6 protein-coding genes are annotated in these 16,078 nt (G+C 48.5%); all 6 read right to left on the bottom strand.

Going from position 1 to position 16,078, the window contains the following annotated elements; all coding sequences use genetic code 11:
* Positions 1-10 precede the first annotated feature (10 nt).
* Positions 11-388: a YbaN family protein gene (locus DG046_RS07385; protein WP_108831869.1), complete on the bottom strand. Its 378-nt coding sequence runs from the start codon at positions 386-388 to the stop codon at positions 11-13.
* Between the two features lie 16 nt (positions 389-404).
* Positions 405-1,238 (bottom strand): MarR family winged helix-turn-helix transcriptional regulator, encoded by an 834-nt coding sequence (locus tag DG046_RS07380; RefSeq protein WP_108831868.1) that lies wholly within the window; start codon positions 1,236-1,238, stop codon positions 405-407.
* A gap of 136 nt (positions 1,239-1,374) precedes the next feature.
* Positions 1,375-7,713 (bottom strand): S8 family serine peptidase, encoded by a 6,339-nt coding sequence (locus DG046_RS07375; protein ID WP_108831867.1) that lies wholly within the window; start codon positions 7,711-7,713, stop codon positions 1,375-1,377.
* A 36-nt stretch (positions 7,714-7,749) separates the two neighbouring features.
* Entirely contained in the window at positions 7,750-14,232 is a 6,483-nt protein-coding gene (locus tag DG046_RS07370; RefSeq protein WP_108831866.1) for an S-layer homology domain-containing protein, read from the bottom strand.
* A gap of 286 nt (positions 14,233-14,518) precedes the next feature.
* On the bottom strand, positions 14,519-15,235 hold the full coding sequence (locus DG046_RS07365; protein ID WP_108831865.1) for a hypothetical protein: 717 nt from the start codon (positions 15,233-15,235) through the stop codon (positions 14,519-14,521).
* Positions 15,236-15,371: 136 nt separating this feature from the next.
* The gene (rplA, locus tag DG046_RS07360; protein ID WP_108831864.1) at positions 15,372-16,070 is read right to left on the bottom strand and encodes a 50S ribosomal protein L1; all 699 of its coding nucleotides are present in this window, start codon (positions 16,068-16,070) and stop codon (positions 15,372-15,374) included.
* Positions 16,071-16,078 lie beyond the last annotated feature (8 nt).

The raw sequence follows: 16,078 nt of genomic DNA, 5'->3' as shown, positions 1-16,078 counted from the left end.
CTTTAAAATCCTATTCCTCTGCAGTTGCCGCCGACTGCGTAGGGATGCGCTTCAAAAAAATGTAGTAGTGAAGCACCAGCACCAGGGCCAGGGCCATGCGGGCGTGTTTTACGGGAACCACCACGAAACAAACAGCGAGAAGAAAAGTAATCAGCGCCAGAAATTTGCACTTCTTCTCCTTCGTCATGCCCTTTCCCTCAAGCAAGGGCTCGACATTTTCTCGATAGAGGGGCAATTCCGTGAGCCATCTGTGAAATTTTTCCGAGCCCCGCGCGAAACACGCCGCCGCCAAAATCAAAAAGGGCGTCGTGGGAAGCACCGGCAGATACACGCCGATGAGGCCGATTCCCGTAAAGAGAAAGCCCAGAATCATAAATAGTATTTTCAACAATCCACTCCTTTCATTAACACTGTGCAAGATTTAAGACCAAGAGATAATTCGCTTCGGCTCGGTGGCCGGAAAAATTCACCGCCGCATAGGAGCGGAACCAAGTGTAGGCGATCAGCACGCCGCCGCCTAAATAGGTCCACTGGCCGAAAACATCCAAGGGAATTTCCGCCCGTCGGTCTTTAAAGGCAATGGCGTGGCTCTCTCCGTCTTTTTGGTAGACCAACTCTTTGACCGCACCGTGTTTCATATGCCCTTTGTGCTCTTTTTTTAGAGGACGGGTGGTGAATACCACGTGGGGCGAGTCGCCGATGACGAGCTCCGCCGTGTTTTCGAAAACCTTATTGGCCATGGACGGGCGAATCGCCGATTCCGCCTCGTCCACATGTTGCTGAAAAATCGTCAGGTGCACGGGATAGGTTTTCTTATCCAAAATCTCGAGAAGAAAATCTCCGTCCACCTTTTCTCCGGGATCCGGCAAATGCTCGAAGAGCTTCGATTTTTGCGACAGGAAACAGGCGATGCAATTCTCTCCCTTACCGATCAGCTGCGAGGAGAAGATCGTGGCCCGATCTTCTTCAATGCCGAAAATACCCTGCATGGTTAGGGCAAGCAATTGCTTTTCCCGCTCCAATTTGTCTTTAATCAACGTGCCGATTTCGGTGACGTAGTAGTCATTTTTCTGCTTATACAAAATCCCCGCCTTCACCATGCGGTCCAGCATTTTCTTTGCATTGGGCCTGGAACACGCAAAGATTTGACTTAAGTCAATAATCGTGCGACTGGGATGCTCGTCGGTAAAGCAAAGCAAATAATTTTGTTGTTGTTCTGTTAAACGTAAATCCGTCATTGCGTCATCCTTCCAATGAAATCATTGATATGTTTTATCATTTCATACACCTTTTCATTGTAAGTTTTTCTTGCCCTGCGTTCAATCATTTTTTAATCATGGAAAGGAATGCGGAATCATCCGCACCCCTCCATGGTTAATTGGCTGCCTTTTGAATTTCTTTATAGGCCCAGTGATTGGCGTCAACATCATTAAATTGCATCGTTCCGGGTCTTCCGACGACCTTAAAGGCGCGATTTACAATGACGACCAACTCCGCGCGGGTGACCGTGCGCTCGCCGCCAAAGGTGCCGTCGGGGTAGCCTTGAATGATTCCAGCATTTTGCACGGCGCCGACGTAGCCGTTGTACCATGCACTGCCTTTCACGTCGTTAAAGCGGGCGTTGTCCACCTTTAGATTTAAGACGCGGGTCATGATGGCCGCAAGTTCCGCGCGGGTCATGCTTCCTTCCGGTCGCAAATTGCCGTCGTTGTAGCCGTTTAAAATGGACAGGCCGTAGAGTCGAGCCACGCTATTTCCGTACCATTCACTGCCGCTTACATCTTTCGGCAGGCGATAGGCGTCGCTGTTTTGAATGAATTGATTCAAAATTTGAGCCACTTCCCCGCGGGTCACTTCCTTGTTCGGCTTAAAGCTGCCATCGGGGAAGCCTTTTACATACGCTTTTTCAGGCGCTTTCACCGTAAAGCTGTGGGCTTTTTGCTCCGTAAGCTTCGGCGCTTCCTTCTTTGCCTCCGCTTGTTTTACCTCAGGCGCCGATGCTTGATGGCTCGGGCGATAAGAAGGCGCGGGCGATTCGCCTCTCGGCTCTTGGCGAGGCCAAGGATTCGGTTTCGGAACGGGATTCGGCTTCGGTGTCGGCACATTGGGCTGAGGATTCGGCCTCGGTGTCGGCACATCAGGCGTCGGCTTCGGCGTCGGCACATCCGGTGTCGGCTCAGGCTTCGGCGTTTCTTTTACCAATTGATCCATGGCGTTGTAAACAGACGTTACTGCCAGGTCCATGGCCGATGCATCGTCGCCTTCTAATGCTACCTTGGCCGAATGAATGGCCTCTTCAAGCTTGGCTTTCGATTCCGCCGTGTACGATGGGGCGGCAAGTTTTGCTTCCGCTTTTTCAATGGCCTCCTTCAAAGCCGTTTTTGCTTTTTCAAGGCCGTCGTCCACCTTCGGCGGTTTTTCTTCCGATTCTTCGATCTTCTTCATGTTAGCGATATCATAGCTTAAACGCATGATATCTTCGTTAAAGCCCGGTCCGTTACCGATGACGTATTTTACTTTTACGAAATGTTCCGGACGAGGGTCTTTGTCCATGTCGATGGTGAACGAGCTTAAGTCGCCCATGGCATCGGTCACTTTGTCGATGACGGGCATGGCGTCCACTTTGCCTTCCCCGTCGGAGGAAGCAAAGAGAATGTCTTTTAAATGACCTTCCGTGTTCCCAAATGGAAGAACTTTGCAGTTGACGACGACACGGTAATGAACCTTGCCTTCTTTGTCCGTTGTCTTAATCACCTTCGCAGGGGATTTGAAGACGCCGGCGGCCATCGATTCCTGATCCTTGCTTGCGTGAAGGGCTCTAAAGGGAAGTTCGTAGATTTCCGTTTTTTCCACTTCTTGCGAGGGTTTTTCCAAAAGATCGATGGCTTCTTTTAAGGTCTTCCGTCCGTGTTTCAAACTGTCCAAACTGGAATTTTCGTCATCGGCAATCTTTTGTACGAAGACGATGCGCTCTTGCAATTGCAACCAGGTTTTTGGCGTATAATCGCTTTTTTTCAGCTCGCGCGCCGCCAAAAGTTCTTGTTTCAACGCTTCGCGTTCAGCTTCCCGCTCCTTCTTGCCCGTAACGGAGTGAAGTTTCGCCATGGCATCGGTTAATTCCTGTGCCGCGGCATTGACATCTTCTTGGGCGGGGAAGGGGCGATTGAAGATTTCTTCTGCCGCTTCCACTGCCAATTCCAAGCGGTCGAAGGATTCCGGCGTATAATCCTCTGCCTTGTATTGGGCCTCTCTGTAAGCTTTCAACGCGTCTTCCAATACTTTTTTGTCTACTAAAGCCGCATCGTCTTTTCGTTTCAATCCGTCAAGGGCCTCATTCAGATCCATGGCGGCAATATCCACCACGTCTTGATTCTTTTTCCCGTCGGGTTTTTGAAGGATGACTTTCGCATCTTTTAGGGCTTTCTCAACTTCTTTCCAGGATTCATCGGTATAGTCATTGGCCTTTAAGCCTTCCGTCCGTTTAATGGCCTTCTCTAATTTCGATTGATCGAAGCGAGATTCGCCTTTTTTGCGCAGCTTGCTGAGGCCATCTCTTAAATTGTTGCACACCTTGTCTACGTCGTCTTGACTTGCCTTGTCGTTGGCTAAAGTTTGTTCCGCCATAGGCAGGTAGAGGTCGATGTACTTCCAATTGCGAATATCTTCTTCCGTCTCCATGGCGTATTCCGACTTGTTGGCCACGACTTCACGAGTCTTGGCCAATAGTGCGCGAAGTGCGTTCTTATCGACGTAATTGGGATCTTTTTCCTCAAGGGGCGTAAGGGTGACGCTCCAAGCACTTGCATTCGCATTGGCAGCCCATGTTTTGGAACGCTTCGCCAATCCGTAATAGCCGTCTTCCATATCTTGGAGCTCTACATTGGAGGGGATGAAATCAAGACGCACGTTCTTTTCAGTTTGTCCCGGTGCAAATTCAATGTTTTGCTCCGTTCGGTACACGTCTTGACCGATTAACTTTAAGCGTAGGGCACCCTCATAGCCATTGCGTTTTAAGCGAACATTTAGTTCTTTGCTTTCGATGCTGCGAACGTTCACGTTCTTCGTCAGCAGCTTTTGACTGTCGACGGTAAAATCTTCGCCGCCGTCGACCATAGCGTAATAGCCTTTCTGAATGCCGCTAACATCGATGGTGTAGTTGCCTAAGGGCAACTTGATGGTTTGAAGGCCGGGGTTGACAATGGTCGGTACATATTCCTGACCTTCCACGTCTTTACTTTTTACCAGTAGGGAGACATTCGCATTGTCCGGATTCGTCAAACTGATATGAACTTCTGCCGTGTCCACGGATTCGAAACGTACTTCCAGCTCTTTAACAAGTTCGTCTTGTCGGATTTCAAATTCCCGGGTTTTCTCGCCGATTAATTTGTAGTTTCCGTCTTTTACATTGACCACAAGTACGTGTTTGCCGGGAGAAAGATTGTTGGGGTCTTCGATTTTTCCCTCCGGACTTTGTACCGTCCAGGTAAAGGCTTCTGCCGGCACGGGATCGTTGCCCGTCAATGCCTTGATGCGCACGCTTCGTTCGCCACCGGTACGTTCGCCGCTCGCCAGGGGATAGTGCAAATCGTTGCGAGCTTGGTCGTTGATTTCCACTTCGTAATCGTCGATCTTTATATTTTTTAAGTCGAAAACATATTTTCCGTTTTCCACCTTGGGCTCGATGCTGTCTTTGCCTTTTTTCAAAAGCACGGATAAAATGCCGGAGCCGTTTTCCTCGATGGATTCGACGGTGTAGGTGCTCTTGTCTCCGTTAAAGTATGCCTTCTTCACGCGGGGATACACTCTGTCCATGGTAATGGGAAATTCCATGACTTGGCTGTCTGCGCCGATGGATTTTCCAGCGGCGGCGACTTTTACCGTCATGTAGTATTTTCCGTCGGGAAGGGGCGTGCCCGATAAATCGTTGCCGCTCCATTGCCAGTGGGGCTTGGTGGTCATCATATTATTGGCAAACATATTTCCAACTCTCGGATCCACGAAGAAGTTTTTCACACCGTGGTCTTCCGGATTTTTGCTGTAATAAACGAGCTTGCCTTGATGATCTCTAATGGCGATTTCGACGCCGCCGAAATTTCTCAGGAAGGTCGCCATGAAAATAGCTTTGTCCACGCGTCCGTCGCCGTTGGGCGAGAAGGCGATCTTTTCTTTATCAAAAATCGGATTTGCCTTCGTCGATTTTGCTTGCGCACCCAATACGATGAGGTTTTTGTCGATTTCGCCGCCGATATTGGTGCCGTAGTAATCGTCTTCGCCGCCTTTGTCGTAGTAGTAGGAGCGCTTCCCTGCCTTCACTAAATCGTAAAGGGGCGTTTCCGCCACTTCCAGCTTGTCGAAATTGCCGTGGAATCCCACAAAGGGAGCCGACAAATTCACGCCGCCTTGTTCTTCGCAGAAGACAAAACCTTCCAGGAAGAAGCCGTTAGGCATGGTTTGCTCCAGCTTATCCAGCCCCCTTACGGGAAGTTCCACCGTTAATTCCATGGCTTCGTGTGCACCTACGGTGACGGTTTTCTTTTCGCTTTCGGAAATTTTTTCGGGACGCAAGAGAATCTTGCCGCCTTCGACTTTGTCCGTATTTAACACGCCGTAATAGGTGTAGGTCTTCGCCTCATCGGACAAATTGACGATTTTAAAAGGCACGGTGACCTTGTCTCCGCTTAAGTTTTTGCCTAAGTTTATGGAGGTTAAACCGTGGGATCCTTCGATAAAGGCGGTGGCCGTAATCGCTTTATCCACTTGCATAAGCCCGGAGCCTTGTTGGCGGGGCGATGCATAGGCGCCGGAGTCCTTGTATTTGTAAGGTTGCGCCGTAGACATTAAAAGTTTTTTAATGAGATCATACTTCTTATCACCGTGAATATCGGGGAAGTCTTTCTCTACCCGTCGTTTCACAAGGGCCACGCCGCCGGCGACGTGGGGTGCCGCCATGGAAGTACCGTCCATGACGCCGTATTGATTGTCATTTAATGAAGAAAGAATGCCGCCGCCCGGTGCCGCAATGTCCGGCTTCAAATTGCCATTGGGCGTCAAGCCCCAGGAGGAAAATTCCGACGGTTGGCCGCCGTCTTCGCTTAGGCTGTAGATATATTCGTCGTTAAAACGAATTTGCGCTTGGGAATTTCTTGCGACGACGTCCTTTAAATAGAGGCCGTCTTTACGCGTAACGAAGGCCGCGGGAATCGTCGTCCCCGGCGCTTCCACTTGAATCAAAGGCATATTCGGCTCGTTATCGTAAATAATAACGCCTGCATAGCCCTTGTCCCTGGCGTTGTTGATCTTATCCGTAAAGGAAAGGGGATCGCCGGCAACAGGGCCCGGCTCGCCGCGCTCGATTAGAGCGTAGGTGCTTTTATCGCCCTGTTCTTTAAAATCATCGGGCCGCCCGTAACCGCAATCTTTTAGGGAAACCCATTGATCCGTTACCTTCCCATTGGTCGTCGGTTGGAAACTTAACACGCGGTCGTCGCCCTTAATTTGAATGCCTTTTTTAGCCACCTGCATGTTTTGAATGGAGGCTACGGAAAGAGAATTGGGGCTGACAGAGGGGTCGGCCAACATGCCGATATCCGGATTTTCCGCTTTCGGCTTGGCATTTGAGCCGGGGGAATAACCGAAGAATCCATTGTTCCCCGCCGCAATGGCCACGAGAATCCCCGCTTGCTTCGCTTTTTCAAGGGCGAGCACGGTGTTGGGGAAGACGTAATCTTCCGTACCTGCAGGGGAGCCGATGCTGATGTTCATGGAATCCACGCCCAGTTTAATGGCGTCGTCAATGGCCTTGGTATAAATTTCCGCCGTGGTGCCGCCACCGAAGACGCCGCCGCCGAAAACGCGCATAAAGACGATTTGTGCTTCCGGCGCCACCCCTTGAATTTTTTTGCTGTTCCCTGCCACAATGCCGGAGACGTGCATGCCGTGGCTCATGGGATCAAATTCTTTGATGGAGGTGGATTTGTTGGCGTAGTTATAGCCGAAAGGAATCTTCGAGCTGAAATACTCGCCGCGAGCGATATCCAAGTCGTCGATCAACTTCTTCACTTCGCCTTGGCTTTTGATTCGACCACTGCCCGGGTCGCTGAGCTTCATGGCTTCGTGGTAAGGATCCACGCCGGAGTCGATGACGGCGATGACACTGCCTTTTCCGGCGTAGCTTTTTTTCCACGCCTTGTCTGCTTCCACCATATTATTGGACGAGGTGTCCGTCTTCCCGAAGGAGCGGGGCATGATGGGTTTTTTCGGCGCCTTAAACTGTTGGGAAATTTCCACAGAGGCGACGTCCGCCATTTTTTCAATGGCGGGAATTTCTTTCCGCTGCACTTCCAGAGCGACGCCGGTATAGGCCACGTCGTAGGTTTCCACCACTTCGTAATGGATTTTGGCCGACTTTAAGTTATTGTAAAAAGTTTCTCGTGCCGCGCGGGCATAGGCCACTTGTGCGCGAATATTTTCTCTTGTATTTAAATCTTCGGCATCCACCGACGGTAATCCCGTTCTTTTTTCTCGCTTGCGCTCTTTCAGCGCCACGAGTAAGGTGATTTTTTCCGATGGATCTTTGTCGCCAAAGGAGGCAGCTTTGGCCGCCCCCTCGGGAGCGGCTGCAAAGCTGGGACTTATCATCGCTGTAAAGAGCATTAAGAAACTTAATACCACAGGTATGACAAATCGTCTGATACGAACTCCTTGTTTACTCATTGGATGAGCATCCTCTCTTTCTTACTTTCTCCGTATTTAGTTTGCAGCTTTTTGAATGTCCTCGTAAGCCCAGTGGTTTTGTGGCAAATCGCTGAACGCCTTCCGGGATTGTTTCTTGGGAATATTGAACGCGCGGTTGATTATGGCGATAATTTCCGCACGGGTAATGACGCGGTCTCCGCCAAAGGATCCGTCTTCGTAGCCGACGACGATGCCCGCTTCTTGAGCGGCTCCGGCATAACCTGCATACCATGCGTTTGCGGGAACATCTTTAAATCCGCCTTGTTTCGGTTGAAGACCTTTTAATCTGGCGATCATAGTAACCGCTTGGGCCCTGGTTACACCTTCATTGGGACGGTAAGTGCCGTCGCCGTAGCCGGTGATAATGCCTGCATTGATTAAGGTTTTAAAGCTGTCGAAATACCAGTCCGTGGTGCGAATGTCTGCGAGGGCTTTTTGCAAATCGCCGCTTACACTTATAAAACGCGCCAGCATGGTGGCGATTTCCGAACGAATCACTTTTTGATTCGGTTTAAAGCTTCCGTCGGGATAACCTTTGACATAGGCTTCTTGGAGCACGTGAACCGTAAAACCGGGTTTTGTTTCCGTCGTCTTCGGTTTTTCAACCGATTTGCTTTCCTGAGCTTTCGTCGGAGCGGATTGAGAATTTCCGCCAGGTCTGTGCCCGATCCAAACGGAAGAGGAACCACTAGACTTGTCTTTCTTATCTTGTGATGGCTTCGGTTGAGGCGTCGGTTGCGGTTGCGGCGTCGGCTGCGGCGTCGGCTTTTGTGCTTCTTTTAAGCCTGCCACCGCTTTTTCAAGATCGGCTTTCGCCTTGTTCATGGCCGCTGTGTCCCTTCCCGCTACATCTTTTTCCGCTTGGTTAATGGCCTTTTCCACAGCCGTTTTCGTTTCAGCCGTGTAGGTCTTGCCGTCCTTCAATTTAGCTTTTGCCACTTCAATAGCCTTGGTTAAAGCCGCTTTCGCTTCTTTAAGCTTCGCATCTTCTTGTGGAACAACTTCCTTTTCTTTAAGAGCCTTCACAGCATTTTCAAGATTAGCTTTCGCCGCGTTCATGGCTTCGGCATCGTTTCCTTTTAATGCTTCTTTAGCAGCTGCCACTTTTTCTTCTACCGCTTTCTTACTGTCAGCAGTATAGTCTTTGCCGTCTTTCAGCTTGGCTTCTGCGGCTTCAATGGCCTTGGTTAAAGCCCCTTTCGCTTCTTTAAGTTTTTCGTCTTCTTGGCTTGCTTTCGGCTTTTCTTTAAGGGCCTTCACGGCATGTTCAAGATCAATTTTCGCCTTGTTCATGGCCGCTGCATCACTGCCTTTTAAAGCTTCTTTCCCTGCCGCTATCTTTTCCCTTGCTGCTTGCTCGGTTTCCTCGGTGTACTCTTTGCCGTCGTTGAGCTTCGCTTCTGCCGCTTCAATGGCTGCCCTTAAGGCATCCTTTACCTTGGCGAGACCATCGTGGGCAGCCGCTTCAGGGGTTTTAAACTCCAGGGTGTAGCTAAATTCCGTTTCGAAATTATTCTTCGAAAGCAATAGGCGACGGGTCAGTTTGTAGTTTGCTCCGGGATCCAATTGAGCTTCAATGACGGGGTTTAAGCTGTCCACCGGATCAATTTCCGATTCAACATCGTTGTGCCCCTTGTTCTTTACAAAACCGTTATAGACGACTGTGGCCTTCTCTCCGTCGACCGTTTCGATGATGTTTTGGATCTTCCAATCCCATCCGTCTTTATCTAAGACTTGTGCAATGCCTAATTGGTCGTTGCCTGTGCGAATACCGTACTTCTTATAAATGGTGTTTTCAACAAAGGCCTTGTATTCACCGGGACTCTTGAAGAATTTCCAATCGTTAATGTCGCCGCTATTCCAGTAGAACATTTGAAGTAAATCCAAGTCTTGGCTTACCTTTACTTTGCCCTCTGCATAGCTTACTTGCGCATTGATGGCGCTACGTTGCGGTTGATAATAATTGTCGTGGGTGTCTTTAATGATGACGCCTGCTTTTCTAATGATGGCCAATTCGTCGCCTGTCAACGTGGATTTCAAGTAGTTGCAGGATACGTCGAATTTGTTGAAGCGCACCCGTTGACCGCTGGCTTTTTCCGCAATCTTTTCGAAGGGAATGTCTTTCAACAGATTGCCCTTGACGATTAAATTCGGATATTTCGTGGCGTATTTGTTGGCATTGTCCGCAAGTCTCAACCATAGACTTTCCGGTAATGATTCAATCGCATTGTTTTCCAAATCGAGGATGACCAATCGGTTTAGTTTATCCATGGTCTTGGGAAGAGCCTTCAGCTTGTTGTTGTTGGCTCGAAGTTCTTCCAAGGAATGATAGCTTCCGAATGCTTCCGGCAAGGACGTCAATTGATTGCCATTAACATTAATGACTCTTAAACGTCGATAGTTGTCTGCCAAAACGCCGTTTAGGGTGGTCAATTCGTTTTCGGAAGCATAGAAGGTTTCCAAACGACTTGCATCTTTCAAGAAGCCCTCCGGTATTTTTTCAATGCCGTTATTGGACAGGTCGACCTCTTTGATTCTCTTGTTTTTCGCCAGTAAATCTTTGTCTAAGTCTTTCAACTTATTCCCGGACATCCATAAGGTGGAGAGATTTTCGTTGTTATCGAAAATGCCCTTGGGAAGGGATTCGAGCTTGTTTCCGTAAATATTTATATGGGTAATGCCCGTCATCTTGTCGAAAAGCCCTACGGGAATTTCGGTAATGTCGTTGCTTGAAAGCTCGATGCCCGTAACGCCGGGGCCGAGATCCTTCAACATGGAAATATCCGGCGTCTTGGCAATTTTTTCTCCGGAAAGATCCAGATGGCCCGTCGCCTTACTCAATTCTTCAGGGGAAAGCTTGCCGTCATTGTTCAAGTCCTTTACGCCGGCATCTAAAAGCTTCAAAGTGAGATTGTCGGCGTTTCTCTTCTTTTGTGCTTCGGGATCCGTGGGATCGTCGTAGCCTGTAAAGCCTTTTTTAATGGGGGCTTTAAAGTGGAGGTCGGCCTTCGTGTACTTATCGAACTGACCGAATTGATCTTTTTTGCCGCCCATAATATCGACGAGAGCTGCCAGTTTTTGTGCTTTATCCAAGTCCTTAATTTCGAAAGTGAAAATAGCTTGGCCTTGATCTAATCCTTCGGTTTTTCTCGTGCCGGATTTAAATGTGTCACCTAATTTCATGGCTAAATCCAACATATTTTTTTCGCTGGATTTTGCACGTAGTGATAAGAACATTTTTCCGTCTTCGACTTTTAATAAACCGCGATCGCCGAAGAAACCGGTAATCATGGTAAATTCTTCCGTGCTTCCTTCTCGGGTCGGTGTGAAGTGAATCGTATATTCGCCGTTGGGAAGCTTGTCCGTCAAATCGAAATTATCGGTCTTGGGAGGCGCTTCGTCGGCTTTTCTATTTTCCCACTCGCTTCTGTCGGAGAAGACCACTTTGATGTGGGGATTTTCTCCCGCCTTTTCCATGGCTTCTTGTAAGCTGTCGCTAATGACGTCAAAACCATTGACGCTGCCGTAAGAGCAGTAGCCTTCCACATTCTTAACGGACTCGCTGCCGTTGACGATAAACGTGGCTTCCTTTATGGCCTTGGCTAAAGCCTTTTGTGCTTCTCTTTCCCCTTGCTTCGGATAGTTTTTAAAGTAGATCTTTAGTGATTTCGAGCCGTAGCTGGAGGTTTCAAGTTTCACCGCTTCAATGGCGAAGCGTTCATTAAGCTTTCGCGTATCCCCGGCCTCTTCCCTTACGCCGGAAGTTACAAAGTAATAGCTGAATTTATCCGCTTCAAAGACGATGTTGTTTCCTTGGATCTTTACATCGTTTACAAGCTCCGGTGCTGCTGCGCCCTCTTTATCGAAATGGTAAACTTTCACGCTGTCTTTGTCGTGGGCCCCGAGAGGAAGAGTCACTTTGACTTTACGTGCAGGTTGTTGTTTCTCGCCGTTGAGTAAGAAGCTGATGTCAAAAGCCGTGACGTTCTTCGCTTTTTCAGCAACGGCTTTTACCGCCTCATTATCTTTTACAAATTGATCGCCTGCGACACCCACGACCTTCAGTTCAGTGCCGTCTTTGAAGGCGCCCTTGGGGTATTCAACGGATACCTTCGCAGCGTCGTCGGTTTTTTTGATCATCTTGTCGCTTGTTATGGCGTAGGTGATAAAGGAGTTGGTGGAGTAGGTAATAAAGTCGCCTTCCACTTCCGGTTTCACTTTGTCGGTTCCCGTTTGCATTTGATCGTCGTCGTCTTCATAAGTATAGGCTTGGTACAACGCGACGCTTGTTTTGTTGTGCTCGCCTACGGGGAAGAAAAGCTTCACATTCTTAATGGTGCCTTGCTTTACTCCGTTCTTTACGAAGGACACGTCGTAGGCGGTAAAGTTCCCTGCTTTGTCGATTTCCTTGTCCGCGTTTTTATAGGTTTCAAAGAATTTCGCCTTATCGACTTTTTTTACTTTTAATTCCGTTCCCTCTTCAAAGACATCGGACATATATTCCGCTTTAACACCTGTGGCTGCATCCACTTTGGTGACGAGCTTGGGCGTTTCCGGTTGCGGTTTCGGCGCATTGGGATCTTCCACCGGCGTAATGGTCACGGTTTTGGTCGCCGTGGTGCCGTCATTGTAGGTAATTTCCACTTTGATTTCGCTCTTGCCGTAAAGGGCTTTGGCAATGGCTTCGTCGTTGGAAATGTAGTGATCGGTGACCCTGCTGTAACCGAAGGTCGATTTATCGTAAGCTTTTCCGTTGATTTTAATGGTCTTAATTTCGTTACCGACTTCGTTTGCCTTTTGAGCCGAACCGAAATCCAATTCCAATTGAGGCGAGGTTCCATTGATTTTAAAGATGATGTTTTGAATGGGGTACTCGTCTTTCTTTCCGGTTTCAGGCGCCGGCGTTTCCTTTCCACTTTCGCCGGGTTTGTTGTCCCAGACGGAACCGTCGGAGAAGGTGACCACAATATGGGGATCTTCCCCTGCTTGTTTTAACGCCTCTCCTAAAGCCGGTCCGCCATACTCACTAGTCGAGTAGGCTTCAAAACATTCGGTCATACCTCGTGTGATCCAGCCTTGAACATTGGTAATTTTTTCTCCACCATTAACTTGGAAGCTGGCTTCCTTCATGGCTTCTTCCAATGCCGTACTTTCCGCCGTATCTGATTTAGGCGGAAGGTTTTTAAAGAAAATTTTAGGCGTACTGTAGTCGTATTCCTTTTTCCAGTTTTTAGAGAAACCGATGCGATCGATTTGGAAGCGCTTAGCCAATGTGTTTTCATTGCCCGTTTCCGGTTTTTGCGTTTTGTCTTCCTTTTCGATGTATTTCCTCACATCGAATTTAATGTCTTTCGGCGCTACATAGCCCGCTTGGGTGTAGGTAATGGTGTTTCCGTCTTTAAAGCCGATGACGATTTTGTGAGGCTTGTTGTCCAATAATTTTAAGCCCGTCATGGCAAATTCAAGCTTCCCGTTAAGCAACGTAAGGTCTCTCGTGTCTTTCTTTGCATCGACAAAGAAGTTTGAATAACCCGGTCTTAACTCATTGCCTTGGTTGTCGTCGACGAGAATGTAGCGAATGTTTTGGAAGTATTTGCCATGCCATTCTTCTTGTGGCGTATCGCTGGAAAGAATCAGAGCGTTGCCTAATTTTTCAGGCGTTCCCACGCCGTCGATTTCCAAACCGGCTGCCATGCCCCCGGTATTCACTTGGCTGAGTTTTTCATTGGGCGCAGGTTCATTGTTCTCGTCCACATAACCTTCTTCCGTCTTCACGACTTCCGAGCCGTCTTTCATGATGATTTTAAATTCGTGAGCGGCGTTGTTACCGAAGTTCTCGACAATGGCCGTCGCATCTTTCATCTTATCCCATGTGCGGAAGACGCCGCCTTGCCAAAGAAGATTGGGATAATTGTCGCTGCCTGTAAAGTTCAGCGTCTTGCCGTCGATGACGGCTCGCTCCACATTGTTTTTTAATAAGTAAGTTAATGCGCCGCCGTTGGAGTCATGATCGTATTTTAATCGAACACCGACGTAAGTTCCTATGGGATCTGTGGCGGATTTTCCTGTTTCAATGGATGTGATCGTCAGGCCATCTGCCATCTGCTTTATGTTTTCGTTTTTGATCACACCTCGATAGAATGTATAACCTTGCGCCGTGATCTCAATGGGATTCTCCGGCAAGACGAGGACGTGGTTGTCGATGATGATCTTTCCTTCGTCTTCATCAAAGTCAAAGGTGTAATTCATTTCGCCTGCCGACGCGCCCTCTAAGTAATAGAATTGCTTGTTTATTTTAATCGACGTGATGCTTCGCATCCAATCGCTTTGCGCTTCGCTGGGCTCGCTGCCTGCAAATCCGATTTTCAAGGCCCCTTCTGATGTATCGAAGACGATGCCCTGAGGCACTTCCTTCGCCCCATTGGCGTGGACGCTCCTTACAGGAAAACTTGTCAGCAACATACAAAAAGCCAACAAGAGTGCGATAGGTCGTTTCATTCATGTTCCTCCTTCTGTCTATGGTTAAATAGAAACTAACTGATTTTTCCTATCATTATGTTAATTAAGCCGATATAATTTATCAATGGATTCGGTGTATTTTTTTGCGTTAACCTTCGTTAACGGAGAAGGAATGATATATCCTCTCATTGCCAATTTATCCCCATGATTACAAGGTTTTTCCCACCGTAAACAGGGGGTTATTCTAATTTCAATCTTTACTTTTCAACGGCACAAAAAAAGCACCTCCGTAGAGATGCTTTTTCGGTCTTTATCATAGATTTTTTTACATTTTTACCGAGGTCAATAGGGACATAATGCTGTCGATGGCATAGGAGCGACGGCTCGGCACCTCGCCCTGTTTTCGCGGTTCTTTTTCTTTCACAGTGGCCACCAAATAGTTTCCCTCTTTCGCGCCTAAGAGGAGCTGATCTTTTTTCGGAAAGTTCTCGGGATTTTCTTCAATGGTGCCTAAAATTTCGCCGGTGGCTTTAAACTTAAAGGCGATGCTGCCCTTGCCCTTTACCACTTCCACCCCTTCGATGCCGTCTACCGGCCAATCCCAGGTAATGGCGGGACCGGTGAGGGTTTCTTTTTGCGTGATGTCGCTGTATGCCAAATCCTTCCGGTCGAAGGTTCCCAGGACGAGAAGATGTTTCTCTTCATCGTAGCAGACGGTCTTTTTCTGCGATTCAAAGACCTCTTCCATGTTCACGTAGCGCTTGTCGCCTTGACGGAGGACGGTATCTTTTCGAATGGGTATTTGAATGATTTTTTCCGATATGGTTTTAAAGGACACATTTTTATCGTCTTTCACGGGCAGGTAGCAGGCCTTTTCCATGACCACCTCTTCGTCGATAAATGCCTTGCCGTCTTTTTCTATGTAATCCGACGCGTCCAAGAGCTGACCGCAAAAGATCACATGATCGATCGTTCGCGACGCCGGCGCCGTGCAACCCACCAAAAAAAGCAAGAGAAGCGCGGCGAATAATCCTTTTTTCATTTCATCTCCCCCTTTTTTCTCATTATAGCAGAGGCCGCTAAAGAAAAAGAGTCGGCGCATCTAAGCTTTTGCAAAGATTTCAGTTCTTTTGGCAAAAGAAAAGCGCCCGCCGAGGCGAGCGCGATCTTTTATTTTGTTAATCCATTAATTTAGAGCCGTTTACGCGGATCCCGGGGCCCATGGTGGAAGCCACGGTGACGGAGCGCAAGTAGCGACCTTTGGCTGCTGCCGGTTTCGAACGAATAATGGCAGACATTAAGGTTTTGAAGTTTTCGGTAAGTTTTTCGGTACCGAAGGATTTCTTGCCGATGGGTACGTTGATGATGGCCGCTTTGTCGACGCGGTATTCAACTTTACCTGCTTTGATTTCTTGCACGGCTTGTGCTACTTCAAAAGTAACGGTGCCGGCCTTCGGGTTCGGCATGAGGCCCTTGGGACCTAAAATACGACCGATGCGACCGACGACGCCCATCATGTCGGGTGTTGCCACGACGACATCGAATTCGAACCAGTTTTCGTCTTGGATCTTCTTCATGAGCTCTTCGCCGCCGACGTAATCTGCGCCGGCTTCTTCGGCTTCTTTTGCCTTTTCGCCTTTAGCGAAGACCAAGATGCGTTCCGTACGGCCGGTGCCGTGGGGCAGGACGACGGTGCCGCGAACTTGTTGGTCGGCGTGACGGGGATCGACGCCGAGACGAACGGCGAGCTCGATGGTTTCATCGAAATTAGCGACGGCGGTCTTTTGTACCAATTCAATGGCTTCGTTCACATCGTAGAGATTGGAACGATCGACGAGTTTAAGACTGTCTTGATATTTTTTACCTCTCTTAGGCATGTTTAACC

Source organism: Aedoeadaptatus coli (assembly GCF_900343085.1).
Classification (GTDB): Bacteria; Bacillota; Clostridia; order Tissierellales; family Peptoniphilaceae; genus Aedoeadaptatus; species Aedoeadaptatus coli.
This window is presented reverse-complemented; position numbering and strand designations above follow the sequence as displayed.

Excerpts from the sequence above, each read along its gene's own strand:
- DG046_RS07380 (WP_108831868.1), bottom strand. The coding sequence starts at position 1,238 with ATGACGGATTTACGTTTAACAGAACAACAACAAAATTATTTGCTTTGC.
- DG046_RS07370 (WP_108831866.1), bottom strand. The coding sequence starts at position 14,232 with ATGAAACGACCTATCGCACTCTTGTTGGCTTTTTGTATGTTGCTGACA.
- rplA (WP_108831864.1), bottom strand. The coding sequence starts at position 16,070 with ATGCCTAAGAGAGGTAAAAAATATCAAGACAGTCTTAAACTCGTCGAT.
- DG046_RS07365 (WP_108831865.1), bottom strand. The coding sequence starts at position 15,235 with ATGAAAAAAGGATTATTCGCCGCGCTTCTCTTGCTTTTTTTGGTGGGT.
- DG046_RS07375 (WP_108831867.1), bottom strand. The coding sequence starts at position 7,713 with ATGAGTAAACAAGGAGTTCGTATCAGACGATTTGTCATACCTGTGGTA.